Origin of the sequence: Mesorhizobium sp. AA23, from assembly GCF_001672435.1 — a bacterium.
GTDB lineage: Bacteria > Pseudomonadota > Alphaproteobacteria > Rhizobiales > Rhizobiaceae > Mesorhizobium.
Genome location: NZ_LYTP01000010.1, coordinates 1 through 23,410, shown reverse-complemented (window position 1 = coordinate 23,410; position 23,410 = coordinate 1). Strand labels below are relative to the sequence as shown.

Below are 23,410 nucleotides of genomic sequence, written 5' to 3'. Positions count from 1 at the left end.
CCGATCTACTGCCAGCCACGCGCCATAAAGACAAGCCGGCCCGCGCTGCAAGCCGGCCCTGCCCTGAATATGGGCGGACCTACCGCGTCTTGGTATTGAGCTCGCGGTTCGCCGTATAGTCGATGGCGAAGGTGCCGTCCGGAATGGAGACGCCTTCCTTGACGTTGAAGATCATCACCGTCGTGTCCTTGCCCTGCGCGTCGGTGATCGTCCACTGGCGCAGTTCATAGGTCTTCGGATCAAACATCATGGTGATCTTGGCGTTGCCGAACACCGACTTGTCGGAGAGTTGGATGGTGGTGAGGTCGTCTTCTTCCTTGACGGCCTTCACGCGCCCGCCGGAGAGATCGATCCGGTCGTCGAGCAAAAGCTTCAAGGGCGTCTTCGACAGCGGATAGAGGTCGGAGGTGTTCAGCTTCTTGTTGAGGATGACGACCGACTTGCCGTCCGAGATCACCCGGAAATTCGACGATCCGTCATAGTTGAAACGGATTTTGCCGGGACGTTCGAGGAAGAACTTGCCGCCGGTCTGCTCGCCCTTCGGGCCGAACTGCACGAATTCGCCGCTCATCGATTTGACCGAGGAAAAATGGTCGGCGATCTTTTGCGCCGCCGGCGGAACGGCGGCCTGAGCCAAGGCCAGAAGTTGGAAGCCCGGCACGACATTGATGGCGGCGGCGCCCGCAAGCACCAGGCCAAGGCCGAGCAGCTGTCGGCGGGTCGGAGCGAAATCTGTCTGGGTCTTCATGCCGTTCACTTCCTGTGATTTGCCTTGGTCGCAGTCTTTGGACCGCCAGTTGGGCCTAAGTTTGGCGGGTCGCACGGCGCTTGGTCGCATCAACGCGCCAGAGGGTTCAAAGTTGCCGGCCGCCTCCCGTGGACGTCGCCGCTCTAGAACTTATCGTCCTCGGTGGGAACGAGAATCTCGCGTTTGCCGGCGTGGTTGGCCGGGCCGACGATGCCTTCCTTCTCCATCTTTTCGATGATTGACGCCGCGCGGTTGTAGCCGATGCCCAGCCGGCGCTGGATGTAGCTGGTCGAGGCCTTGCCGTCGCGCAGCACCACGGCCACCGCCTGATCGTAGGGATCGTCGGAATCCTCGAAATTGCCGCCCCCACCGCCGCCGCCGGAACCGCCCCGGCCCGAGGCGCCGTCCTCATCGTCTTCCTCGTCATCCTCGGTGATGGCGTCGAGATACTCCGGCACGCCCTGCAGTTTGAGATGGCCGACGATCCGTTCGACCTCGTCGTCCGAGACGAAGGGACCGTGGACACGCTGGATGCGGCCGCCGCCCGCCATGTAGAGCATGTCGCCCATGCCGAGCAGCTGCTCGGCGCCCTGCTCGCCCAGGATGGTGCGGCTGTCGATCTTCGACGTTACCTGGAATGAGATGCGGGTGGGGAAATTGGCCTTGATGGTGCCGGTGATGACGTCGACCGACGGGCGCTGCGTCGCCATGATGACATGGATGCCGGCGGCGCGCGCCATCTGCGCCAGGCGCTGCACCGCGCCTTCGATGTCCTTGCCGGCCACCATCATCAGGTCGGCCATTTCGTCGATGATGACGACGATATAGGGCATCGGCTCGAGGTCGAGATCCTCCGTCTCGTAGATCGCCTCGCCCGTCTGGCGGTCGAAGCCGGTCTGCACGGTGCGCGAGATTTTCTCACCCTTCTTCTCGGCCTGGCTGACGCGAGCGTTGAAGCCGTCGATATTGCGCACGCCGACCTTGGACATCTTGCGGTAGCGGTCTTCCATCTCGCGCACCGTCCATTTCAGCGCCACCACGGCCTTCTTCGGATCGGTGACGACGGGCGTGAGCAGATGCGGGATGCCGTCATAGACCGAGAGCTCGAGCATCTTCGGATCGATCATGATCAGCCGGCATTCCTGCGGGGTGAGCCGGTAGAGCAGCGACAGGATCATCGTGTTGATGGCGACCGACTTGCCCGAGCCGGTGGTGCCGGCGACCAGCACATGCGGCATCTTGGCGATGTCGACGATGACCGCCTCGCCGTTGATGGTCTTGCCGAGCGCCAAGGCGAGCTTCGCCTTGGTGGTTTCAAAGTCGCGGCTCGCCATGATCTCTCGCAGATAGACTGTCTCGCGCTTGGCATTCGGCAGTTCGATGCCGATGGCGTTGCGGCCGGGCACGACGGCGACGCGGCAGGCGATCGCGCTCATCGAGCGGGCGATGTCGTCGGAAAGGCCGATGACGCGCGAGGATTTGATGCCGGGCGCAGGTTCCAGCTCATAGAGGGTGACGACCGGGCCCGGGCGGACATGGATGATCTCGCCCTTGACGCCGAAATCCTCGAGCACGCCTTCGAGCAGCCTTGCGTTCTGCTCCAGCGCGTCCTTCGACAGGCTAGGGTCTTTCGCCACGTTCTTCGGTTCGGACAGGAAATGCAGCGACGGCATCTCGAACGTGCCGGAGCCGATGAGCGAGGTCTGCGCCTCGCGCTGAACGCGTGCGCCTTGCACCGGGCGCGGCGCAGGCGCCTCCACGCGCGTCGCCGCGTCCGAGCGGAAGTTGCGCACATTGGCGCGGCGCTGGACCGGCTCTTCGTCGTCGAAGTCGTCGAGATCGGCCTCTTCGTCGTCGAAGTCATTGTCGTCCACCGGATCGACCGAAGCGCTGCGGTCGTTGACCATTGCGGCGAAGAATTCCGGCTCGACGCGGGCGCGGCCGCCGGGGCTCATCCTGGATTCGGCGTACTCGGCCGATTCGACCCGTTCGGCGGCGCGGCGCCAGGCGCTGGCCCGCGGCTCAATCTGAGGCTCGAACTCGTCACGCTCCTGCCTGCGGCGCGCGGCACGCCGATGCATCCATGCACGGAACGACAGCCACCAATGGGTGATGGCGCCGAGCGCAAGAATCCCTTCGTCGCCCTCGTCTTCATCCTCATCGAAGAGCAGATCGTCCTGCTCGCGCGGTTCCGGCTCGGCGGCGCGCTCCATGACGGCAAAGCCGTTCTCGCGCGCGATCAGCGCTGAGCCATAGGCGAACAGCCAGAGCGCCGGCGTGGCAAGCACAGCGGCGATGATGGTGGCGAAAAGGCCCTTCGGATAGCCGCCGACGGCGATGCCCGGGATCTTCAGCACCATATCGCCGAACACGCCGCCGAGACCGGTCGGCAGCGGCCAGGTGTTGGGCGGCGTCACGCAGCCGGCGATCGCCGCGGCAAGCAGCGCGAAGCCGAACCAGGCAAGCCCGCGCTTGCCCAGCCTGTCGACGCCGCGGGCGGAGAAGAGCAGAAAGCCCCAGATCACCGCCGGCACCAGCCCGGCGACGGCGGCAAGGCCGAAGAACTGCATGGCAAGGTCGGAAAACACCGCGCCCGCATAGCCCATGGCGTTGGTGACGAGATTGTTGGTGGCGTGCGAGAAGCTTGGATCGGCGACGTTCCAGGTAGCGAGGCTGGCGACGCCGAAAGCGGTCAACACGAACATCCCGGCGCCGACCAGGCGCCCAACCTGCCGCCGCGCGAACGCCTGGATGCCGTGCCCCGTATCGGTCAGCGCGAGCGGTGCTGAAGCGCCTGAACGCATGCCTCTTCCCCGTGTGTCGATGCCTGGCCGGATGCGTGACGCATGCCGGGAGATTCGTCTCCCAGACTATCGGCGGGAAGGTTAAGGGCGCATTAACCATGGCCTTTTACCGAGATGCTCCCCGGAAAGGAGATGGCGGGCCCATGAAGCCCGCCATCTCTCATTGGCAAAGACGAAACGGTCAGGCCCGTAAGGACCCGACCTGCCGCAAATCACTTATGGCCGGCGTACTGCATCAGGTTGGCGCAGAATTCGGCATGCGGCTTGCTCATCGCCGCGTCCTGGCACTCCTTCATCATCGCGTCCTGCTTGTCTTTTGCTGTCGTCGCCCAGGCGGCCTTGAAATCGGCCTCGGACTTCATGGTCTTCATGCTGGAATCGGTGAAGAACGGGGCCATGTTGTCAGGCGAGTCGAGCGCGCCAGCAAGTGCAACACCGCTGACCATCGACAGAGCCATTGCTCCCAGGAAGATGTTCTTGCAGTTCATTGGTCGGTTCCTTCCCTGATATTTGGCGACACCACGATGGCGGTCGCAATCCCAGTACGGAACCGGAAGGGCGGACGTTTCACACATTCGCGATCAAGTGAATGTGATCGAAACGCTCCATGCTCATATCCCAGAAAAAAGGAGGCCCGGAAGATCTTCCGGGCCTCAAGGCGTGAGCCCCTTTCGAGAGCATCACGACGGGATCTTGGGAGTAAATCGGGAAAGCCGCGCCGCGGCTTTCCTTGATGTCAGGACCGGCGGGAGAAGGATCCGCCGGCCCTGGCAGGGTCGGCCTTACGGCACGACTTCGCCGTGCTGGGTGACGTCGAGACCCTCGACCTCTTCCTGGGTGCTCGGACGCAGGCCGACCAGCGCTTTGACGATGTAGAGGATCACCAAGGTGGCGACCGCCGTCCATACGATGGTGACAGCGACGCCGTATGCCTGCTTGCCGAGCGAGGCGCCCGACGACAGGCTGTTGATCGCCGGATCGGCGAGCACACCGGTCAGCAGTGCGCCGACGATGCCGCCGACGCCGTGGACGCCGAAGGCGTCGAGTGAATCGTCATAGCCCATGGCGTGCTTGAGCTTGACCGCCGACAGGTAGCAGACGACGCCGGCGATGATGCCGACGAAGAAGGCGCCGGTCGGGTTGACGAAGCCGGAAGCAGGCGTCACCGCGACAAGGCCCGCGACAGCGCCCGAGATGATGCCGAGCACCGAAGGCTTCTTGGCGACGATCCATTCGGCGAACATCCAGGCCAGCGCCGCCGCGGCGGTGGCGACCTGCGTGTTCAACATCGCAGCGCCGGCGAGGCCGTCGGCCGCCAGTTCCGAACCGGCATTGAAGCCGAACCAGCCGACCCACAGCAGCGAGGCGCCGATCACCGAATAGACCAAGTTGTGCGGCGCCATGTTGGTGGTGCCATAGCCCTCGCGCTTGCCGAGAACGAGCGCGCAGACCAGGCCCGCGACACCGGCATTGATATGGACGACCGTGCCGCCGGCGAAATCGAGCACCCCGGCGGTGGCGAGGAAGCCGCCGCCCCATACCCAGTGCGCGACCGGCGCGTAGACGACCAGCAGCCACAGCGCCATGAAGATGAGCAGCGCCGAGAACTTCAAGCGTTCGGCGAAGGCGCCGGCGATCAGCGCCGGGGTGATGATGGCGAAGGTCATCTGGAACATCGAGAAGACGAATTCAGGGATGTTCGCCACACCGGGCGCCCACAGCGAGGAAGTGGTGATGCCGTGGTGAAAGAATTTCGAGGCACCGCCGATAAACTTGTTCATGCCGCCGCCGTCGGAGAAGGCCAGCGAGTAGCCGAACATGAACCACAGCACCGTCACCAGGCAGGTGATGGCGAAGCTCTGCATGATGGTGGCGAGCACGTTCTTCTTGCGCACCATGCCGCCGTAAAACAGCGCCAGGCCCGGGATGGTCATCATCAGCACCAGCGCCGTCGAGGTCAGCATCCAGGCGGTGTTGCCGGTGTCGAGCGCGGGCGCCGGGGCGGCCGGCGCTGCGGCGGTGGCTGCCGGGGCGGCCTCCTGCGCGAAGGCGGCGGCGGTGCTGAACGCTACGAAAGCGAGCGCAGCGGCCGCGCGTCCCGTCGTCTTCAAGGGGGAAGGAATATTCATTGAACTCTCCGTTGGAATAGCTGGTCGCCGCTCAGAGCGCGTCGGTGTCTGTTTCGCCGGTGCGGATGCGCACCGCCTGGTCGATGCCGAAGACGAAGATCTTGCCGTCGCCGATCTGGCCGGTCTTGGCGGCGGAGCTGATGGCTTCGACGGCCTTGTCGACCATGTCGGCGCCGACGGCGACCTCGATCTTGATTTTGGGCAGGAAGCTGACCGCGTATTCGGCGCCGCGATAGATTTCCGTATGTCCCTTCTGACGCCCGTAGCCTTTGACTTCGGTGACGGTCAGGCCCTGGATGCCGACGGCGGTGAGCGCTTCGCGCACCTCGTCCAGCTTGAACGGCTTGATGATTGCCATCACGATTTTCATAAGGTTTCACCCTTTGCTGTTGCGGTCCCCCGCGTTTGCACACCTTCACCGATCCCGAGGAGAGCCGGAGAGTGCAGGACAGGATTCAAGCTCCGTGCCAATTGCCGAAGCAGGGCATTAACCTGTTGTAAACACACGGGGTCCGCAGCCCTTGCTCAACAAACGGGCGCAGGGCCGCAATGGCTCATGATTAAAAAATGGGCAAAATTTGGAAAATGCCTGCTTTCTAGGCTTGCCTCGAAGCCGGCTCAGCGTTTCAGCCGGATGAGGCCTTCCTGCGCGACCGAGGCGATCAGCGTTCCGTCGCGCGCGAACAGCGATCCGCGGGTGAAACCGCGCGAGCCTTGCGTGGAGGGGCTGTCCTGCGTGTAGAGGATCCAGTCGTCCAGCGAATGACTGCGGTGGAACCACATGGCATGGTCGAGGCTGGCCGCCTGGATGTCGCGATCGAAGATGGCGCGGCCATGCGCGAAGGTCGAGGTGTCGAGCAGCGTCATGTCGGAGAGATAGGCAAGAACCGCCGCCTGCGTGGCGCGGTCTTCCGGCACCGGGCCCGTGGTGCGGATCCAGATATTTTGCTCCGGCTCCAGCTTCTCGCGGCTGGTATAGTGCTTGAGCATTACCGGCTTCATCTCGATCGGCCGGTCGCGCTCCCAGTAGCGCTTGATGCCTTCCGGCACCGCTTCGCCGAACTTGCCGAGCAGCTCGCGCTGCGACAGAAGGGTGTCGGGCGCCGGCACGTTGCGTGGCATCGGCAGCTGATGCTGCAGCCCGACCTCGTCCTGCTGGAACGAGGCTTCCAGCGAGAAGATCGCCTGCCCATGCTGGATCGCCACCACCCGGCGCGTGGTGAAAGAGCCGCCGTCGCGGATGCGGTCGACCTCATAGACGATCGGAACCTTGGTGTCGCCGGGCCGCATGAAATAGCCGTGCAGCGAATGCACATGGCGCCCGGGCTCGACAGTGCGCTGGGCGGCGACCAGCGCCTGAGCGATCGTCTGGCCGCCGAACACGCGCTGCCAGTCGAGCTTGGGGCTGCGACCACGATACAGGTTGTGTTCGAGCTGCTCGAGGTCGAGAATGTCGAGAAGCTCGTCCATGGCCGCCGTCATGTTCCACCTCCCTTGAAGATGTGTCATGGCGGGTTTCGGACAGGAGAGCCGGGCAGTCAAGCTGCAACGGCCGCCGCGGTGGCCGGAGGCCGCGAAAGGAAAGTGCCATGGTCGACCGCAAGGCGGATGCAGCGGACAAAACCTCGGTGGACGTGCTGGTGGCGGGCGCCGGTTACGTCGGCCTTGCCGCGGCCGTGTCGCTGAAGCAGGCGCGACCGAGCCTTGCCGTCGCCATTGTCGATGCGGCACCTGCCGGCGTCTGGCAGAAGGACGGCCGCGCCTCGGCGATCGCCGCCGCGGCCTGCCGCATGCTGGAGCAGCTCGGCGTCTGGGACGAGATCGCGCCCGAGGCGCAGGCTATCACCGAGATGATCATCACCGATTCGCGCGCCGCCGATCCGGTGCGCCCGGTGTTTTTGACCTTCGACGGCGAGGTGGCGCCCGGCGAACCCTTCGCCCATATGGTGGCCAACCGGGTCCTCAACGGCGCGCTGCGCTGCCGCGCCGAAAAACTCGGCATCGACGTCATCGAAGGCATGGCTGTCAGCGCCTTCGACACGAACGGCGCCGGCATCACCGTGCATCTGGCCGACGGCGCCGCGCTTAAGGCCTGCCTCCTGGTCGCCGCTGACGGCGTCAATTCGAAGCTGCGCGACATGGCCGGCATCAGGACGGTAAAATGGGAATACGGCCAGTCCGGCATCGTCTGCACGGTCGCGCATGAGCGCCCGCACAATGGCCGCGCCGAGGAACATTTTTTGCCCGCCGGCCCCTTCGCCACCTTGCCGCTGAAGCCTGAGGAGGACGGCACCAATCGCTCCTCGATCGTCTGGGTTGAGCGCACGGAAGACGCGCAGAAGCTGGTCGAGGGCGACGAGTTCGTCTTCGAGCATGAGCTGGAGCAGCGCTTTGGGCTGAAGCTCGGCGAGATACGAGTCGCCGACAAGCCGCGCGCCTGGCCGCTCGGCCTGATCCTTGCGCGCGCCTTCGTCGCACCGCGCATCGCGCTCGCCGGCGATGCGGCGCACGGCATCCATCCGATCGCCGGTCAGGGCCTCAATCTCGGCTTCAAGGATGTCGCAGCACTTGCCGAAGTGGTGGTCGAGGCTGACCGGCTCGGCCAGGACATCGGCGCGCTCGACGTGCTCGAGCGCTACCAGCAATGGCGCCGCTTCGACACGCTGCAGATGGGCGTCACCACCGACGTGCTGAACCGCCTGTTTTCCAACGACATCGGCCCGCTGCGCGCCGTGCGCGACATCGGCCTCGGCCTCGTCGAGCGCATGCCGAAGCTCAAGGACTTCTTCATCCGCCAGGCGTCTGGCCTGTCAGGCGACACGCCGCGGCTATTGAAGGGCGAAGCGATCTAGCGCCTAGCAATTGGCCGGTGCCTACGCGACGTCGTCATCCACGGCGGGAGCGGGAGCGAAGCGGACGCGAAGACCCGAGGATCCATGCCGTGACCTTGGTCGAAGAATGCCGCCGAGCAGAATTCTGCACCGCTGCAACGCTTATAGGTAAGGGAATGGATTCTATGGTCTGCGCCGCGCCGCTTCGCTCCTTGCTCCGCCATATAATGAGGATGCGAGAGGCGTTTCGGCCAATCACGAAGGTAGGCGATCCGGCCGCCACTGCTTCAGCTTAATTGACCTCAAAACCCAGCTTCTGCCGCAGCCTCACCATCCGCTGGTCGGCGATCCGCAGGCGTTGCTCGCCGCCCTGTGCCACCCGGTTCAGCATGCTGAGCAGATCGTCCCGTTCGTGCGGCTCGAGGCGCTCGCGCAGGAACGGCGCCAGCTTGTCGATGACGATCGTGGTGTCGTCGACCTGCGCGGCCGCCCATTTGGCGTAGACGACGGCCTCGTCGGTTTTCTTAGGGTTGTCGGCAATCTGCGCGATCACCTCACGGATGACGGCTTCGCGCTGCGGCAGGATCGGGCCATGTTCCGAAACGATCGCGGTGATCAGCGTCGCGGCGGCCACGACCGGATCGTCGATCGCCGTCAGCGGCGAAAGTGCCGCCTGTTTGCGCAGCTTCTTGCGGCGGATATTGCCCTGCACGCGGCCGATAACGTCGGCGACCTCGCTGGCCGCCTCGTTCATCGCCTTCAGCCGGTACCACCAGATGGCCGCCACGCCGAGCAGGCCAAGCATAGCGAGCAGAAAAGGCATGCCGAATTCCCCCGAAACTGCGGCAACGATAGAAGAAGTACAGCATCGCTTCAACTCGCGACAATTGCGGCGATGAACAAACCGCTAATAGCTCCGGGTCATGACCCCGGTATGTCGTAGACAGCCCTGACCTCGACGGTGCCGAGCTCGGCCAGCGGAATGCCGTCTGCGATCGCCATCGCCTCGTCGAGATCCGCGGCCTCGATCATGACGAAGCCGAGCAGCTGTTCTTTCGTCTCGGCGAACGGCCCGTCGGTAACCAGCCGCTTGCCCTTGCGACGCCTGAGCGACTTCGACATCTTCACCGGCTGCAGCGCCTGCGCGATGATCAGCTTGCCTTGTCGATCGAGTTCCCTGTCATAGGCGAGCGAATCGGCGTCGAGCTTGGCGGATCGTTCCGGCGTGAGCGCGAAGAGGTCCTTTTCCTCGCCGTAGACCAGCAGGACATATTTCATTGTCAGTTCCCTTCCTGCGATGAACCATAGGAGGCGACCGCGATGCTGTCAGCCTTGCTTCTGGCCGCCGCATGATCGAGCAGGCATGCCGCAATCCCGATTATGGCCACGGCCGCCGCCAGCCGGCCGAGGCCGAAGGCCGGGGGATCCAGCCAGAACTCTTCCGGTCGCTGCACCCTTCCGCCGGGGCGCCTCCAAAGTGCGAAAAACAGATTGTCCATCTTCAACCTCCTTCGGCCCCGAACTTCGTGGCCGCCCCCAGGACGGTCCGGCCGCCGGGAAGTCGACATTCTGCACGCGCTTTTTTTGAGAATTTTTTCGCGGGCGTCGACCCAATCGTGCCATGGTCTTCCGGCGCGCTCGCGCTATAGTTCAGCGGAACGCCGGCGCCCGCCGGCGCGAACCCCGACAAGCCAGGAGGACTTCATGGACCGCACCGCAAACGCCGTCTGGAAAGGCAATCTTAAAGAGGGCAAAGGCACGCTGGAGACGCAGAGCGGGACTCTGAAGGGCATACCCTATTCCTTCAAGGCGCGCTTCGAGGATGAGAGCGGCAAATCCGGCACCAATCCGGAAGAGCTGATCGCCGCCGCCCATGCCGGATGCTACGCCATGCAGCTGTCGCATTTCCTCGCCGAGAACGGCACCCCGGCCACCGCGCTCGACTCCAAGGCTGTTGTGACACTGGTGCCCGGCACCGGCATAATCGGCAGCGCCATCACCATGGTCGGCAAGGTCCCGGGCATCGATGCGGCAAAGTTCCAGGAACTGGCCGAGAAGGCCAAGGCCGAGTGCCCGGTCTCAAAGGCGCTCGGCGCCATCAAAGTCTCGCTGGACGCCAGGCTGGGCTGACGTAGGCTGCGCGGGGCAGCGATCCTTCGCGCCCCCCTTTGCCCTGCCGGGCATCTCCCCCACGAGGGGGGAGATCGGCTATCGCGCCGGCTTTGGCCAGTCACCGACGCCGCATGAACGAGCGAAGCGCTGGAACTGCCAATCTCCCCCTTGTGGGGGAGATGTCCGGCAGGACAGAGGGGGGGCGCTGTCCCGCCATCATCTCACGCTAGCCGCCCAGCGCCTCGATCTTCGCCCGCAACGAAGCAACCTCTTCCTCCAGAGCCCGCACCCGCGCTTCGAGATCGGAAGCGTCGGAGGATTGCGGCGGTTCCCATGGCGCTGCCGCCGCTGATGCTTCCACCGGACCGCTGAGCAAATGCACATACCGCTCCTCGCGCTGCCCGGGCGCACGTTCGAGCAGCAGAATGAGCGGTGGCCGGCGGCCGATGAGGAGGTCGAGATTATCGCGAAGCTCTTCGATCGACCCGAAGCGTGCCATGCGCTCAGAACGGGCGAGCAGCTCATGCGCCGTCTGCGCGCCGCGCAGAAGCAGCAGACCGACGATCGCGATCTGCGGCGTGGTCAGCGAAAAGCGCTGCGCCATCAGATGCTCGTAACGCTCGACGCGCGAAGCAAAAGCCTGGCGCACCAGACCCTTCTGTTCGAGCGAGCTGAGCGCGCGCCTAACGTCGGTCAGCTCCAGCGCCATCACCGGCTCGCGCGCCGTCTTCTGGTTTGCCGCGGCATGCGCACCGTTCAGCGTCAGCGGATAGACGTCCGGCGTCAGCTCCTTCTTCTCGATCAGCGAGCCGAGCACGCGGGCTTCGACGGAAGAGAGGACGGGGAGATCGGTCATTGGGGTTGGCTTTTCGATAAGGTCGGTTCTCCGGGTACCGATTTTGACAGAAATCGGATCGCCGCGACAAGGCAGAACCTTCGGAACGTCGGCGGGACAGCGCCCCCCTCTGTCCTGCCGGACATCTCCCCCACTTGGGGGGAGATCAGCAGCTTCGCCGACGGCGCTCATCCTTCAACGTTGGCGATTGGCGAAAGCCGCGATGACAGCCAATCTCCCCACCCGTGAGGGAGATGGCCGGCAGGCCAGAGGGGGGCGCGAAGAATCGCTGCGTACGAACTTGAGCCGCTAAACTCTAGACGCGCCGCTCCACCATCATCTTCTTGATCTCCGCGATCGCCTTCGCCGGATTGAGCCCCTTCGGGCAAGTTTGCGCGCAGTTCATGATGGTGTGACAGCGATAGAGCCGGAACGGATCCTCGAGATTGTCGAGCCGCTCGCCGGTCGCCTCATCGCGGGAATCGATCAGCCAGCGATAGGCCTGCAGCAGCGTTGCCGGGCCGAGATAGCGCTCGCCGTTCCACCAGTAGCTCGGGCACGAGGTCGAGCAGCAGGCGCACAGGATGCACTCATAGAGCCCATCGAGCTTCTCGCGGTCTTCATGGCTTTGCAGCCATTCCTTGGCGGGCGTCGGCGAGACCGTCTTCAGCCAGGGCTCGATCGAGGCATGCTGGGCATAGAAGTTGGTGAGGTCGGGCACGAGGTCCTTGATCACCGGCATATGCGGCAGCGGATAGATCTTCACCGCGCCGGAAATGTCTTCGGCGCCCTTGGTGCAGGCGAGCGTGTTCGAGCCGTCGATGTTCATGGCGCAGGACCCGCAAATGCCTTCGCGGCAGGAGCGGCGCAGCGTCAACGTCGGGTCGATCTTGTTCTTGATCCACAGCAGCGCGTCGAGCACCATCGGCCCGCAATCGTCCATGTCGACGAAATAAGTGTCCATGCGCGGATTCTCGTCGTCGTCCGGCGACCAGCGGTAGATGCGGTATTCGCGCAGATTGGTGGCGCCCTCCGGCTTCGGCCAGGTCTTGCCCTGCTGGACTTTCGAATTCTTGGGAAGCGTGAGTTCGACCATTACCTGCGGTCCTTTCGGATGACGAGCTTCAGCCCGGACCAGATTTCGTTGAGGGCCGCGACCTTGACGTCGACAAGGTCGCGCTTGAGCGCCTCGGCGCGGATGACGTCCTCGGTGACGTCGGTCGGCACGTTCGAAGCCTTCTTCGGCCAGGAGACCCAGACCATGCCGTCGCGCTTGATCGCCGTCTCGATGCCGGCCAGGCCGTCCTCGATCTCGGCGCGCTGCCGGGTGAAAGCGTGCACGGCATCGTATTTCCGGTTGCCCGAGATCGCCGACCAGTTGGGCACTCGGTCGACCCCGGCAAACGCGACGGCCCCAGCCAACTCGTCGAGCTCCGGCGGCAGCGCGATGAAGGCGGCGACCATGCCGTCCTTCAGGCCGAGCTTGGCCGGAAGGGGCGTGCCGGAATATCCCGCGGCCGCCAATGCCATGTCAGTAGACCCTGGCCTTTGGCGCGATCTTGGCCAGGCTGATGCCGCCATCCTTTTCCGCCAGCAGCGGGTCGGTGTGCACCGGGCGGTAGGAAAGCGTCACCTTGCCGTCCTCGCCGACGTGGGCCAGCGTGTGCTTGCGCCAGTTGGCGTCGTCGCGCGCCGAGAAATCCTCTCGCGCATGCGCGCCGCGGCTCTCCTTGCGCGCCTCGGCGCCGTAGACCGTGGCGATGGCATTGACCATCAGGTTTTCGAGCTCCAGCGTCTCGACCAGGTCCGAGTTCCAGATCATCGAGCGGTCGAAGACCTTGACGTCCTTGAGCTCGCTCCAGATCTGCGAAACGCGCTTGCAGCCATTTTCCAGCGATTCCTGCGTGCGGAACACCGCTGCGTCTTCCTGCATCGCCCGCTGCATCTTTTCGCGCAGCGCCGCGGTCGGGGTCGAGCCGCTGGCGTGGCGCAGCTTGTCGAAGCGGTCCATGATCTTGTCGATCGATTCCTGATTGGGCGACGGAATCGCCGACTTGCGATCGATCACCTGGCCGGCGCGGATTGCGGCCGCGCGGCCGAACACGACGAGATCGATCAGCGAGTTGGAGCCGAGCCGGTTGGCGCCATGCACGGAGGCGCAGCCGGCCTCGCCCACCGCCATCAGGCCGGGCGACACGCGGTCGGGGTTGTCGAAGCTCGGGTTGAGCGCCTCGCCCCAATAATTGGTCGGCACGCCGCCCATATTGTAGTGGACCGTCGGCAGCACCGGGATCGGCTCCTTGGTCAGGTCGACGCCGGCGAAGATCTTGGCCGATTCCGAGATGCCCGGCAGCCGCTCGTGCAGCACCGCCGGATCGAGATGGTCGAGATGCAGGAAGATGTGGTCCTTGTTCTTGCCGACGCCGCGGCCCTCGCGGATCTCCAGCGTCATGCAGCGCGAGACCACGTCGCGCGAGGCGAGGTCCTTGGCCGACGGCGCGTAGCGCTCCATGAAGCGCTCACCCTCGGAATTGACGAGATAGCCGCCCTCGCCGCGCGCGCCTTCGGTGATCAGGCAGCCGGCGCCGTAGATGCCGGTCGGATGGAACTGCACGAACTCCATGTCCTGCAGCGGCAGCCCGGCCCGCGCGGCCATGCCGCCGCCGTCGCCGGTGCAGGTATGCGCCGAGGTGGCGGAGAAATAGGCGCGGCCATAGCCGCCGGTCGCCAGCACCACCATCTTTGCCGAGAAGCGGTGGATGGTGCCGTCGTCGAGGTTCCACGCCACCACGCCGGTGCATGTGCCGCCCGGCTCCATGATCAGGTCGAGCGCGAAATACTCGATGAAGAACTGCGCGTTGTTCTTCAGCGACTGGCCGTAGAGCGTATGCAGGATGGCGTGCCCGGTGCGGTCGGCGGCGGCGCAGGTGCGCTGAACCGGCGGGCCGTCGCCATAATTCATCATGTGGCCGCCGAACGGCCGCTGATAGATCTTGCCCTCTTCGGTGCGCGAGAATGGCACGCCGTAATGCTCGAGCTCATAGACGGCGGCCGGCGCCTCGCGCACCATGTATTCCATGGCGTCGACGTCGCCCAGCCAGTCTGAGCCCTTGACCGTGTCGTACATGTGCCACTGCCAGGAATCTGGGCCCATGTTGGAGAGCGAGGCGGCGATGCCGCCTTGCGCCGCGACCGTGTGCGAACGTGTCGGAAACACCTTGGTGATGCAGGCGGTGCGCAGCCCCTGCTCGGCCATGCCGAGCGTGGCGCGCAACCCGGCGCCGCCGGCGCCGACGATCACCACATCGAATTTGTGATCGACAAAGGTGTAGGCCGAAGCCGTGCTGGCTGTGTTTGCGCTGGCCAAGACGTCAGCCTCCGAATGCGAGTTTGAGCAGAGCGAAGAGCGAGGCGACGCCGACTGCTATTGAGAAGAATGTGTTGAGGGCGATCAGCGCCAGCTTCATGCCCTCGCCATGCACATAGTCCTCGATGATGACCTGCATGCCGATCCGCATGTGGTAGAGCGCGGAAATCAGCACCAACGACAGCACCAGCGCCACGAAGGGGTTCGCGAGCGACGCCCGCACTTCAGCATAGCCGTGGCCGTTGAGGGCGATCAGAAAGCCGACGAAGAACAGGATGAGCGGGATATTGGCCACCGCCGTCAACCGCTGGCGCCAGAAATGGCCGGTACCCTCACGCGCCGAACCAAGGCCGCGAACCTTCCCGAGCGGCGTGCGCATGTCCGAATTCTTTGCGGTCATCAGAGTGCCCCCCGCGCCATGTAGCCCGCGATCCAGATCAATAGCGTCAGCACGATCGAGCCGGCGAGCGTTGCCCATGCGATCCTCGAGGCGGTGTGTTTTTCGAGCCCGGCGCCGGTGTCCCAGACGAGATGGCGCAACCCGCCCAGCATGTGGTGCATCAGCGCCCAGGTGTAGCCGAACAGGACCAGCCGGCCGAGCCAGGAGCCGAAGGCCCAGTTGACCCAGTCGAACGCAGCCTGCGAACTCGACGCAGCGATCAACCAGGCCGCCACCAGGAGCGTGCCGAAATAGAGCGCGCCGCCGGTGATGCGATGGATGATCGACATCGTCATCGTGATCGGGGGCCTGTAGATCGTCAGGTGCGGCGAAAGCGGCCGTTCACGTCTGGCAATTGCGCGGGTGGCTGGTGATTTGCTCATGGCTCCCCCAGATCGGCGTTCCTGAGCCGCGAAGGATGCGGCTTTTGCCGCCACGACATAGGGCCTCGGATAGCGGGTTTCTAATGCGCTTTTTGCACCGCGTCAAAGCCGGAAAATCGTTTTGGAAACGTCATTTAGTCTGACAAAACGGGGAAATTCAGCTTCAATCGATTAGCGGCCGATCTGCAACCGGCGCAACGTCGCTGCAGTGCAATAAGATCCGTTATCTTTTGCAGCTCTGCGGCGTGGACCCCTTCTTCATCACCAGCGCCTCGCGACCGTCGATCACGATTGCGTCATGCGTCGCCGCTTCCTGGTAGCGGCTGGTTTGATTGGCGGGCGACGCTGGAAACACTTCGGCCGAGCCATCCGGCCCGAGCACGCGCAGCGAAGAGCCGAGATTTTGGATGGTGATCATGCCGCCATCGCCGCATCTGTAGGTGGCCGTTCCGACGCCGGCTCGCGGCATGGTCAAGTCGGTGGTGATTTTGGTTGCGGGTGGCGAAGCTGTTGCCGATGTCTTGGGCGCTGCGGCAGCTCCGGCCCCGGGAGCGACGGGTTGGCTGGTTGGAACGGGCGAGACTGTTGGCGATAAAGTATTCGCCGCCTTCGGCACGCCGTCCTGCGGCATACAGGCCGCAGCCGCAAGAAGCAGCGGAACAACGAGCGACACCCAAATCGCACGGCCAAACATCATGTGCTGCCCCTTTCGTGCGCGGCACGCTAGCCACGCAATGCGCCAAGATCAAGCTCGCCTGGGCCGGGGCGGGGCGATGGACGGAGTGGAGCCAAGGCGCCGAAATTAACCATGTTCATTAAGTTCCCCTCCTGAAGCCTGTCTGCCCCTTAACAAAGGTTAAGAAAGGGTTAATTTCCGATTCGCACGACGTTTGCAGGGCGATCCCGAGGGTCGCACCGTCCAAGGGAGAGCGACATGCGTTCGAATTCAGTGCGGGCAGGCCTGGCGGTCGCGACGCTGGCCGCACTTGCCACCGCCATTGCTGTGCCGGCCGAAGCCGGCCTGCGCCATCACGACCGCGTCTATGCCGATTCCTTCGGCAATCTCGTCATCGACAGCGCCGCCGGCTACAAGCGCATCATCGTCGGTGAGGGCAGGCACGCCAAGCAGCTCTCGAACTTCACCGGCGCCGGCCAGCCCGACGTCCTCTACGATTCCGACGCTGCCGGTGCCCCGGGCTGCTACCAGCCGCCGGTCTTCATCAAGGGCCGTTCCTATATGTACGGGCTCTCCGACGGCGAGATGCCCAACCTCAGCCCCTGCCGCTGACCGCCGCCGGGAATTGCCGGCGCGCGGTCCCGAGCGAGACGCGCACGCAGTCGCGGCCGGCATTCTTGGCTGCGTAAAGCGCTTCGTCGGCGCGCCGCAGCAGATCTGAAAAATCCTCGACCACGGCAAGCTCGGCGACGCCGAAGCTCGCGCTGCAGCGATGATCGGCGGGCAGGCCTTCGATCGGCAACCCGCCAAAGGCGCTGCGCGCGCCTTCCGCGAACAATCGCGCGGCAGCGAGGTTGGTACCGGGCAGGATGATGGCGAATTCCTCGCCGCCGATGCGGCCGGCGACGTGATGCTCGGCCGCCGCCTCGCGCAGCAAGCTCGCGAAGGTCTCGATGACACGATCGCCGCAGGCATGGCCGTAGCTGTCGTTGATCCTCTTGAAGTGGTCGAGGTCGGCGATGACCAGCGCCACCGGTGCGCCCCGGCGCACCGCATCGCGCAACGCCAGCTCGGCATGGCGTTCGAAACCGCCGCGGTTGAGGAGCCGCGACAGCGTGTCCGTCTCCGATTTCGACATCGCCTCGGCCAGCACGTCGCGCACCAGGATGGCGAGCGCGAGCAGCGCCAGCGCCAGACCGAACACGGTGCCAAGCGACTGCGACACCAGTGCATAACCCGTCTGCACATAGGATTGCGGATTGGCGCCCCAGCCGCCCAGCGCGCCGGCGATGAAAGGCTTTGATGCGAACTGCAGGGCGCTTGCCGCGAGCACGAGCATCAGGAGGTGATCGAGCCGCTCGAGCCGCTGCCTGGAGGACAGCACGATGCCAAGCGCGGTGCACTGCATGGCCGCATAAGGAAGCTGATAGGCCAACATGCGGGTGAGCGAGTATCGCGGCAGGTCCTGCACCAGATAGACGGCGGCCGAGGCCACGGCCAGGAAGACCAGCATCGGCGCCCAGGGCGGCGTCACGCCATATTTGTGGGCAAGCCCGCCGTTGAAAGCGATGGTTGCGCCGAGGAAGACAGCGAAGGCCATGACAACCGGCAGCCGGGCATCGGCAAAAGCGGGGATACTGAACTCGATGGCAAAATAGGCCATGCCGAGCAAATAGCCGAAAGCCAGCCAGCGCGCCGACACACGCCCGACGTCGTGGACGGCGATCGCCGCGAAGGTCGCGGCCAACAGCCCGGCGACGAGCAGATTGATCACCAGGATGAAATCAGCGCTGCCCCATGTTCCCTTCGAAGCCCCCCGGGCAGAAAACCATCGACGGGCGAAAAACACGTTAACGTCCGTCGCCTTCGGGCAGTGATGTTGGCTGTTGTCAGGTGCTCTGGAGCCTGCGATTATCAGCCGACGCTCACCGCTTCGGGCACGAAGGCGGTTTCGGGGCGCTCGTAGGAAAGGCGGACGCTGTCGCGGCCATTCCTCTTGGCCTTGTAGAGCGCCTCGTCGGCGCGCCGCATCAGCGGCGCCAGCCCTTCCGCGCCGCTGCGGGCCGCAACGCCGAAGCTCGCTGTCACCCTGGTGCCGGGCGGCAGGCCGTCGACGGCCCCGGCCGAATAGAAAGTGCGGATCGCTTCGGCGAAAAGGCGCGCCGCGGCGAGATCGCTGAGCGGCAGGAGCACGGCGAACTCTTCGCCGCCGATGCGGCCCGCAGCCCCGCGCGCGCCCGTGGCAAAGCGCAGCTTGGCAGCGAAGTCGGCAATCACTCGGTCGCCCGCCTCATGTCCGTGCTGGTCATTGAGCGCCTTGAAGTGATCGAGGTCGGCAAGCACCAGCGCGACGGGAAACCCGGCCTTGGCGCATTGATCGAGCAGCAGTGCTGCCCGGTCTTCGAAGCCGCGGCGGTTGAGAAGACCGGACAACGGGTCGGTGTGCGTCTCGGCCTTCAGTGCCTTCAGCACGTCGAGGGCGGCCGCCGTGAACAGGCAGAGCGCGATCAGAAGCGACAAAAGCGCGTGCGAGAGCAGCGCCGTCGTCCAGTAGGACGAGCCGTAGAAGCCGTCATAGCTTGGGAACGGTCCATGCGCGATGACGACGATCAGGGTACGGGCGGTGAAATTCAGCGCGGAAAGCAGGGCCAGCGCGACCAGGATTTTCTCAGGGCCATTGTTGCGCACTGTCCTGAGCTCGGCGGCGACGAGCAGGCTCAGGCCGCCGAAGCCGAAATTCATGCTGAGCACGCGCCAGGTAAGATCCGGCTCGACGAACATGAACCATGCGAAGGCGGCGAGCCCGCCGCCGGCCATGAGGCCGATGCCGAAATAGGGCACGCGCCGGCCGTAGCGGGCGATGATCGCGCCGGAAAGGCAGCAGGCGGCTATCGTGAAACATATGTTGGAGATCAGCTTGGTCGCCACGATGCCGAGCGGCAGCGTGAAATATTGCAGCAGGAAACCCGACGCCGACAGGCAGTAGCTCGCCGCCAGCACCGCCAGATACGGACGATGGCGCTGATAGAACCACAGCACGAGGAACGCAGCGCCGAGCGCCAGCGCTATCGTCGGATTGAGCAGCGCTATGAGCAGACCGGTGTCCAACGGACCGTGACTTCCCCAAGTTACCCAGGGGGAGATGCTAGTCCGGAAGCACAAACAAGCGGTTAAGCGACGGCACGGAACAGCTCCGGGAGGCCGGCGTTCTCAACACAAAACAGGAGAACGCCTATGGCCGGTACAATCACCCTGACCGAGCACGATGCGATCCGTTCCTGGGCGGCGGCGCGCGCCGGATTTCCGGCCATTGTCGACATTTCGCCCGAGGCCGGCACGCAACCCATGCTGCGCCTGGTTTTTGGCCAGAACGCCTATGAGGACGACGACCGCCCGGAGCGGCCTCCCAACGCCGGCGGCTACGAGCTGGTCGAGTGGGACGAGTGGTTCAAGATTTTCGACGAGCAGCAACTGGCGCTGATCGTCGCTGCCGACGAGCCTGGCCGACGTGAGGAGTTCCACGAGATTATCCGGCTCGGCGACCGCTGACCGACAAAAGGCCCGGATCGCGGTGCGCTCCGGGCCTTTGATCGCGTCCGCGGCAGGCCGTTACTTCCAGTCGCGGATATCGACGAAATGGCCGGCGATTGCCGCCGCCGCCGCCATGGCCGGCGAGACCAGATGGGTGCGGCCCTTAAAACCCTGCCGGCCCTCGAAATTGCGGTTCGAGGTCGAGGCGCAGCGCTCATGTGGCTTCAGCCGGTCGTCGTTCATCGCCAGGCACATCGAGCAGCCGGGCTCGCGCCAGTCGAAGCCCGCGGCGACGAAGATCTTGTCGAGCCCTTCGGCTTCGGCTTGCTCCTTCACCAGGCCGGAGCCCGGCACGATCATGGCGTTCACGCGCGGATTGACCTTTTTGCCCTCGACCACCTTGGCGGCGGCGCGCAGGTCCTCGATGCGGCCATTGGTGCAGGACCCGATGAAGACGCGGTCGAGCGTGATGTCGGTGATCTTGGTTCCGGGCGTCAGCCCCATATAGTCGAGCGCGCGCAGCTTCGAGGAACGCTTGTTCTCGTCGGCGATGTCGGCCGGATTCGGCACGAAACCCTGCACCGAGACGACATCCTCGGGCGAGGAGCCCCAGGAGACGATCGGCGGCAGTTTTTGCGCATCGAGCACGACCACCTTGTCGAAATGCGCACCTTCGTCGGAATGCAGCGTCTTCCAGTAGGCAAGCGCGGCGTCCCAGGCGGCACCCTTCGGCGCGCGCGGCTTGTCCTTCACATAGGCGAAGGTGGTCTCGTCCGGCGCGATCAGGCCGGCGCGCGCACCGCCTTCGATCGACATGTTGCAGATCGTCATGCGGCCTTCCATCGACAGCGAGCGGATCGCCTCGCCGGCATATTCGATGACGTAGCCGGTGCCGCCGGCGGTGCCGATCTCGCCGATGATGGCGAGGATGATGTCCTTGGCGGTGACGCCTTCCGGAAGCTGGCCGTCAACGCGCACCAGCATGTTCTTGGCCTTGCGCTGGATCAAAGTTTGCGTCGCCAGCACATGCTCGACTTCCGAAGTGCCGATGCCGTGCGCCAGCGCGCCGAACGCACCGTGCGTGGAGGTGTGGCTGTCGCCGCAGACAATGGTCATGCCGGGCAGCGTGAAGCCTTGCTCCGGCCCGATGATGTGGACGATGCCCTGGCGGACGTCGTTCTCCGAATAATATTCGATGCCGAAATCCTTGGCATTCTTGGCCAGCGCCTCGACCTGGATGCGGCTTTCCTCGTTCTTGATGCCGAACTTGCGCTCGGGCGAGGTCGGCACGTTGTGGTCGACCACGGCGAGCGTCTTCTCAGGATGGCGAACGTCTCGGCCGCTCATGCGCAGGCCTTCGAAGGCCTGCGGGCTGGTGACCTCGTGGACGAGGTGGCGGTCGATATAGAGCAGGCAGGTGCCGTCGTCCTGGCGGTCGACGACATGGTCGTCGAATATCTTGTCGTAGAGGGTGCGCGGTGCGCTCATGTGCGTAAATCCGTCGATATGAGAATGGCAAAAGCTGGCGCCGGGGCTTCTGACCGGCGAAGCGACCGGATCGGTCGCCTCAGCTAAGTCGGCTGGTGAGCGCGCCGCAGACGCGCGCGGCAAATCGCGACGGCAGGCGCTTCCTGTCCTGCAGCACGAAACCCTTATAGGCCGGATCGCTGAAAAGCTCTTCCATGGCGCTGCTCATATCAACGTTTTGGCTTTTCGGCAATTGCGGTAGCTTTGCCTTCTCCCCTTGTGGGAGAAGGGGAAGCCGCGCTCACAGCACCTCGAATACGAAAGTCTTCACCAGCGCGTGCGGGTCGCCGATCGCATAGCAGCGAAACCACGGACTTTCCTCGGCCAGCCGCCATCTCCTTGCCTGCCTGAGATCGTCGAACACCGCTTGGAAGCCACCGCTCTCAAAAACCTGGTCGCGCACTGTGAAGATGGCGTGGCCGCCGCTCTTCGTGATGCGCACGAGTTCGTGCAGGCCCTCGGCCGGCGCGTGGCCGATGGTGAATACGCCGGTCGAGAAGAAGGCGCGGAAATGACTGTCGGGCCAGGGCAGCGGACCGCCGAGCATCGCCTTCTTCAGCTCGCCATAGGCATTGCGGCTGCCTGCGATCTTCAGCATGTCGTCTGAAAGGTCGAGACCGGCGATGTCGCCATAGCCCAGCGCTTTCAATGACGGCCCGGACAGGCCGGTGCCGCAGCCGGCGTCGAGCAGCGGGCCTTCGCCCGCCGGCACATGCCGCGCCACCCAGGCGGTGATAAGGAAGGGCAGCAGATAGCCGAGCGAGGCGGTCTCGCCGTCATAGGTCGCCGCCCATTCGGCATAGGCCTTGGCGAGCGCCTCCGGCGTCTCGGCCGAATAGACGGAATCCAGCGCCGCATTGGCCTTGTCGAAATTCATGGGTCAGCTCCTGGACGTTACCAACCCAGGAAGCGTAGCGCGCTCTTGGCCCGGGGGCTATTGCTCATGCTGCCGTCGCAGCCGTTTCTCGAGCGCCCGCAGCGCCAGCGACAGGCCGACCGTCAAGATCAGATAGATATAGGCGACGATCGAATAGGTCTCGAAGAAGCGGAACGAGCCGGCGGCATAGACCTTGCCGATCTGGGTGATGTCGGCGACACCCAGCACCGAGACCAGCGAGGAGTCCTTGACCATGGCGACGAAATCATTGCCGAGCGGCGGCAGGATGGTGCGGATCGCCTGCGGAAAGACAATCAGCCGGAAGCGCTGCACACGCGTCAGCCCAAGCGCCTTTGCGGCCTCGATCTGACCCTTCTCGACCGACAGGATGCCGGCCCGGAACACTTCCGAGATGAAGGCCGAATAGCCGATAGTCAGCGCCATGATGGCGCGCCACAGAAGCGAGATGTCGCGCACCAGGAGCTCGCCGATCAAGCCGGCGCTCTGCAGCGGCGCCGTCAGCCCGTTCCACGCCGCGACGAATGCCGGCGCCCCGGCAAAAGCGATCCAGAACAGCAGCACCAGGATCGGCACGCCGCGGATGATCTCGACATAGAAGCGCGCGATCTGGCGCAGCCATTGCGACCCCGACAAGGCCATCAGCGCGATGCCGAGTCCAAGCGCCGAGGCCAGCGCGAAGCCGACCACGGTGACGAAGACGGTGATGCCGATGCCCTTGGCGACGGTGGCGAAGACCTCAGCGTAAAGGTCGCTGGCGGCGATGGCCAGCGCCGCGGCGAGCGCCAGGACGGCCGCTGCGGCCAGCCACCAGGGGAATTCGGATTTGGCGGTGGACGTCGTGGCGGTCATCAGGATGTGCCGCCAGCATCGTTGCGAAGGCCGCGTTCCGGCACAGCCCCCTCTGCGCTGCCGGGCATCTCCCCCGCAGGACGGAAGATCAGCAGCTTTGTCGCCGGCGCTCTTCTTGCAACGTCGGCGATTTGCGAAAGCGAAGGCGACAGCCAATCTCCCCCCTTGCGGGCAGGGCTATCGCATATGAGTAAAGAGTTCATAGAAGAAGTCTTTGCTCCAGTTGGCCCTGCGCATCTTGCTGGCGATTGGTTTGTCGAGGGGATGGGCAGCCAAGATGT

At 64.6% G+C, this 23,410-nt stretch carries 25 protein-coding genes; 4 read left to right on the top strand and 21 right to left on the bottom strand.

All coding sequences use genetic code 11. The annotated features are described in order from the left end of the window. Positions 1–79: 79 nt before the first annotated feature. The 6 genes from A9K66_RS09795 to tesB all read right to left on the bottom strand — a co-directional run bounded on the left by A9K66_RS09795 (position 80) and on the right by tesB (position 7,163). Positions 80–748: an outer membrane lipoprotein carrier protein LolA gene (locus A9K66_RS09795; protein ID WP_066998340.1), complete on the bottom strand. Its 669-nt coding sequence runs from the start codon at positions 746–748 to the stop codon at positions 80–82. A gap of 143 nt (positions 749–891) precedes the next feature. Further along, positions 892–3,552, bottom strand: a complete 2,661-nt coding sequence (locus A9K66_RS09790; protein WP_067322965.1) for a DNA translocase FtsK — start codon at positions 3,550–3,552, stop codon at positions 892–894. 212 nt (positions 3,553–3,764) lie between these two features. After that, complete coding sequence (locus tag A9K66_RS09785) at positions 3,765–4,040, bottom strand: hypothetical protein (protein WP_066998346.1); 276 nt, start codon at positions 4,038–4,040, stop codon at positions 3,765–3,767. A gap of 294 nt (positions 4,041–4,334) precedes the next feature. Then, positions 4,335–5,516: an ammonium transporter gene (locus A9K66_RS09780; RefSeq protein ID WP_245307480.1), complete on the bottom strand. Its 1,182-nt coding sequence runs from the start codon at positions 5,514–5,516 to the stop codon at positions 4,335–4,337. 196 nt (positions 5,517–5,712) lie between these two features. Then, positions 5,713–6,051, bottom strand: coding sequence for a P-II family nitrogen regulator (locus A9K66_RS09775; RefSeq protein ID WP_066998360.1), 339 nt, complete (start codon positions 6,049–6,051; stop codon positions 5,713–5,715). A 248-nt stretch (positions 6,052–6,299) separates the two neighbouring features. Further along, the gene (gene tesB, locus A9K66_RS09770) at positions 6,300–7,163 is read right to left on the bottom strand and encodes an acyl-CoA thioesterase II (protein WP_067322958.1); all 864 of its coding nucleotides are present in this window, start codon (positions 7,161–7,163) and stop codon (positions 6,300–6,302) included. A gap of 107 nt (positions 7,164–7,270) precedes the next feature. Here tesB and A9K66_RS09765 point away from each other — a divergent pair, with 107 nt between their 5' ends. Continuing rightward, positions 7,271–8,533: a ubiquinone biosynthesis hydroxylase gene (locus tag A9K66_RS09765; protein WP_067322955.1), complete on the top strand. Its 1,263-nt coding sequence runs from the start codon at positions 7,271–7,273 to the stop codon at positions 8,531–8,533. A gap of 271 nt (positions 8,534–8,804) precedes the next feature. On the opposite strand, the gene A9K66_RS09760 is transcribed toward A9K66_RS09765, so the two are convergent. The 3 genes from A9K66_RS09760 to A9K66_RS09750 form a co-directional block, all read right to left on the bottom strand. Then, on the bottom strand, positions 8,805–9,335 hold the full coding sequence (locus A9K66_RS09760) for a hypothetical protein (RefSeq protein WP_067322954.1): 531 nt from the start codon (positions 9,333–9,335) through the stop codon (positions 8,805–8,807). A 98-nt stretch (positions 9,336–9,433) separates the two neighbouring features. After that, positions 9,434–9,790, bottom strand: coding sequence for a YciI family protein (locus A9K66_RS09755; RefSeq protein ID WP_067322951.1), 357 nt, complete (start codon positions 9,788–9,790; stop codon positions 9,434–9,436). A gap of 2 nt (positions 9,791–9,792) precedes the next feature. Then, positions 9,793–10,011 (bottom strand): hypothetical protein, encoded by a 219-nt coding sequence (locus A9K66_RS09750; RefSeq protein ID WP_067322949.1) that lies wholly within the window; start codon positions 10,009–10,011, stop codon positions 9,793–9,795. 205 nt (positions 10,012–10,216) lie between these two features. Between A9K66_RS09750 and A9K66_RS09745 the strand changes: the two genes are divergently transcribed. Beyond that, positions 10,217–10,642, top strand: coding sequence for an OsmC family protein (locus A9K66_RS09745; RefSeq protein ID WP_067322946.1), 426 nt, complete (start codon positions 10,217–10,219; stop codon positions 10,640–10,642). Between the two features lie 208 nt (positions 10,643–10,850). Here the strand turns inward: A9K66_RS09745 and A9K66_RS09740 are convergent, their stop codons facing one another. The 7 genes from A9K66_RS09740 to A9K66_RS31615 form a co-directional block, all read right to left on the bottom strand. Beyond that, positions 10,851–11,480 (bottom strand): DUF480 domain-containing protein, encoded by a 630-nt coding sequence (locus A9K66_RS09740; RefSeq protein WP_067322943.1) that lies wholly within the window; start codon positions 11,478–11,480, stop codon positions 10,851–10,853. Positions 11,481–11,775: 295 nt separating this feature from the next. Then, entirely contained in the window at positions 11,776–12,555 is a 780-nt protein-coding gene (locus A9K66_RS09735; RefSeq protein ID WP_066991866.1) for a succinate dehydrogenase iron-sulfur subunit, read from the bottom strand. Next, positions 12,555–12,989: a DUF3052 family protein gene (locus tag A9K66_RS09730; protein WP_067322940.1), complete on the bottom strand. Its 435-nt coding sequence runs from the start codon at positions 12,987–12,989 to the stop codon at positions 12,555–12,557. The genes A9K66_RS09735 and A9K66_RS09730 overlap by 1 nt, the downstream gene beginning before the upstream one ends. A 1-nt stretch (position 12,990) precedes the next feature. Further along, positions 12,991–14,826 carry a succinate dehydrogenase flavoprotein subunit gene (gene sdhA / locus A9K66_RS09725; RefSeq protein WP_067322936.1) on the bottom strand — a complete coding sequence of 612 codons (1,836 nt, stop codon included), beginning with the start codon at positions 14,824–14,826 and terminating at the stop codon, positions 12,991–12,993. 4 nt (positions 14,827–14,830) lie between these two features. After that, on the bottom strand, positions 14,831–15,226 hold the full coding sequence (sdhD, locus tag A9K66_RS09720) for a succinate dehydrogenase, hydrophobic membrane anchor protein (RefSeq protein WP_066991857.1): 396 nt from the start codon (positions 15,224–15,226) through the stop codon (positions 14,831–14,833). Further along, a complete protein-coding gene (gene sdhC, locus A9K66_RS09715; RefSeq protein ID WP_067322933.1) occupies positions 15,226–15,648 on the bottom strand; it encodes a succinate dehydrogenase, cytochrome b556 subunit in 423 nt (140 codons plus the stop codon). Before sdhC ends, sdhD begins: the two co-directional genes overlap by 1 nt. 223 nt (positions 15,649–15,871) lie before the next feature. Then, on the bottom strand, positions 15,872–16,117 hold the full coding sequence (locus tag A9K66_RS31615) for a hypothetical protein (protein WP_336618886.1): 246 nt from the start codon (positions 16,115–16,117) through the stop codon (positions 15,872–15,874). Positions 16,118–16,582: 465 nt separating this feature from the next. Here A9K66_RS31615 and A9K66_RS09705 point away from each other — a divergent pair, with 465 nt between their 5' ends. Continuing rightward, positions 16,583–16,936 (top strand): hypothetical protein, encoded by a 354-nt coding sequence (locus A9K66_RS09705; RefSeq protein WP_067322927.1) that lies wholly within the window; start codon positions 16,583–16,585, stop codon positions 16,934–16,936. Here A9K66_RS09705 and A9K66_RS09700 read toward each other — a convergent pair. Further along, entirely contained in the window at positions 16,920–18,098 is a 1,179-nt protein-coding gene (locus tag A9K66_RS09700) for a GGDEF domain-containing protein (protein WP_245307478.1), read from the bottom strand. The genes A9K66_RS09705 and A9K66_RS09700 overlap by 17 nt on opposite strands. A 140-nt stretch (positions 18,099–18,238) precedes the next feature. Beyond that, complete coding sequence (locus A9K66_RS09695) at positions 18,239–19,432, bottom strand: GGDEF domain-containing protein (protein ID WP_067322920.1); 1,194 nt, start codon at positions 19,430–19,432, stop codon at positions 18,239–18,241. Positions 19,433–19,558: 126 nt separating this feature from the next. Between A9K66_RS09695 and A9K66_RS09690 the strand changes: the two genes are divergently transcribed. After that, positions 19,559–19,873, top strand: coding sequence for a hypothetical protein (locus A9K66_RS09690; protein WP_066991843.1), 315 nt, complete (start codon positions 19,559–19,561; stop codon positions 19,871–19,873). 60 nt (positions 19,874–19,933) lie between these two features. On the opposite strand, the gene leuC is transcribed toward A9K66_RS09690, so the two are convergent. The 3 genes from leuC to A9K66_RS09675 form a co-directional block, all read right to left on the bottom strand. After that, entirely contained in the window at positions 19,934–21,343 is a 1,410-nt protein-coding gene (gene leuC / locus A9K66_RS09685) for a 3-isopropylmalate dehydratase large subunit (RefSeq protein ID WP_066991840.1), read from the bottom strand. A gap of 280 nt (positions 21,344–21,623) precedes the next feature. Then, on the bottom strand, positions 21,624–22,259 hold the full coding sequence (locus A9K66_RS09680; RefSeq protein ID WP_067322917.1) for a class I SAM-dependent methyltransferase: 636 nt from the start codon (positions 22,257–22,259) through the stop codon (positions 21,624–21,626). Positions 22,260–22,316: 57 nt separating this feature from the next. Beyond that, positions 22,317–23,129, bottom strand: a complete 813-nt coding sequence (locus A9K66_RS09675; protein WP_067322913.1) for an amino acid ABC transporter permease — start codon at positions 23,127–23,129, stop codon at positions 22,317–22,319. Positions 23,130–23,410 lie beyond the last annotated feature (281 nt).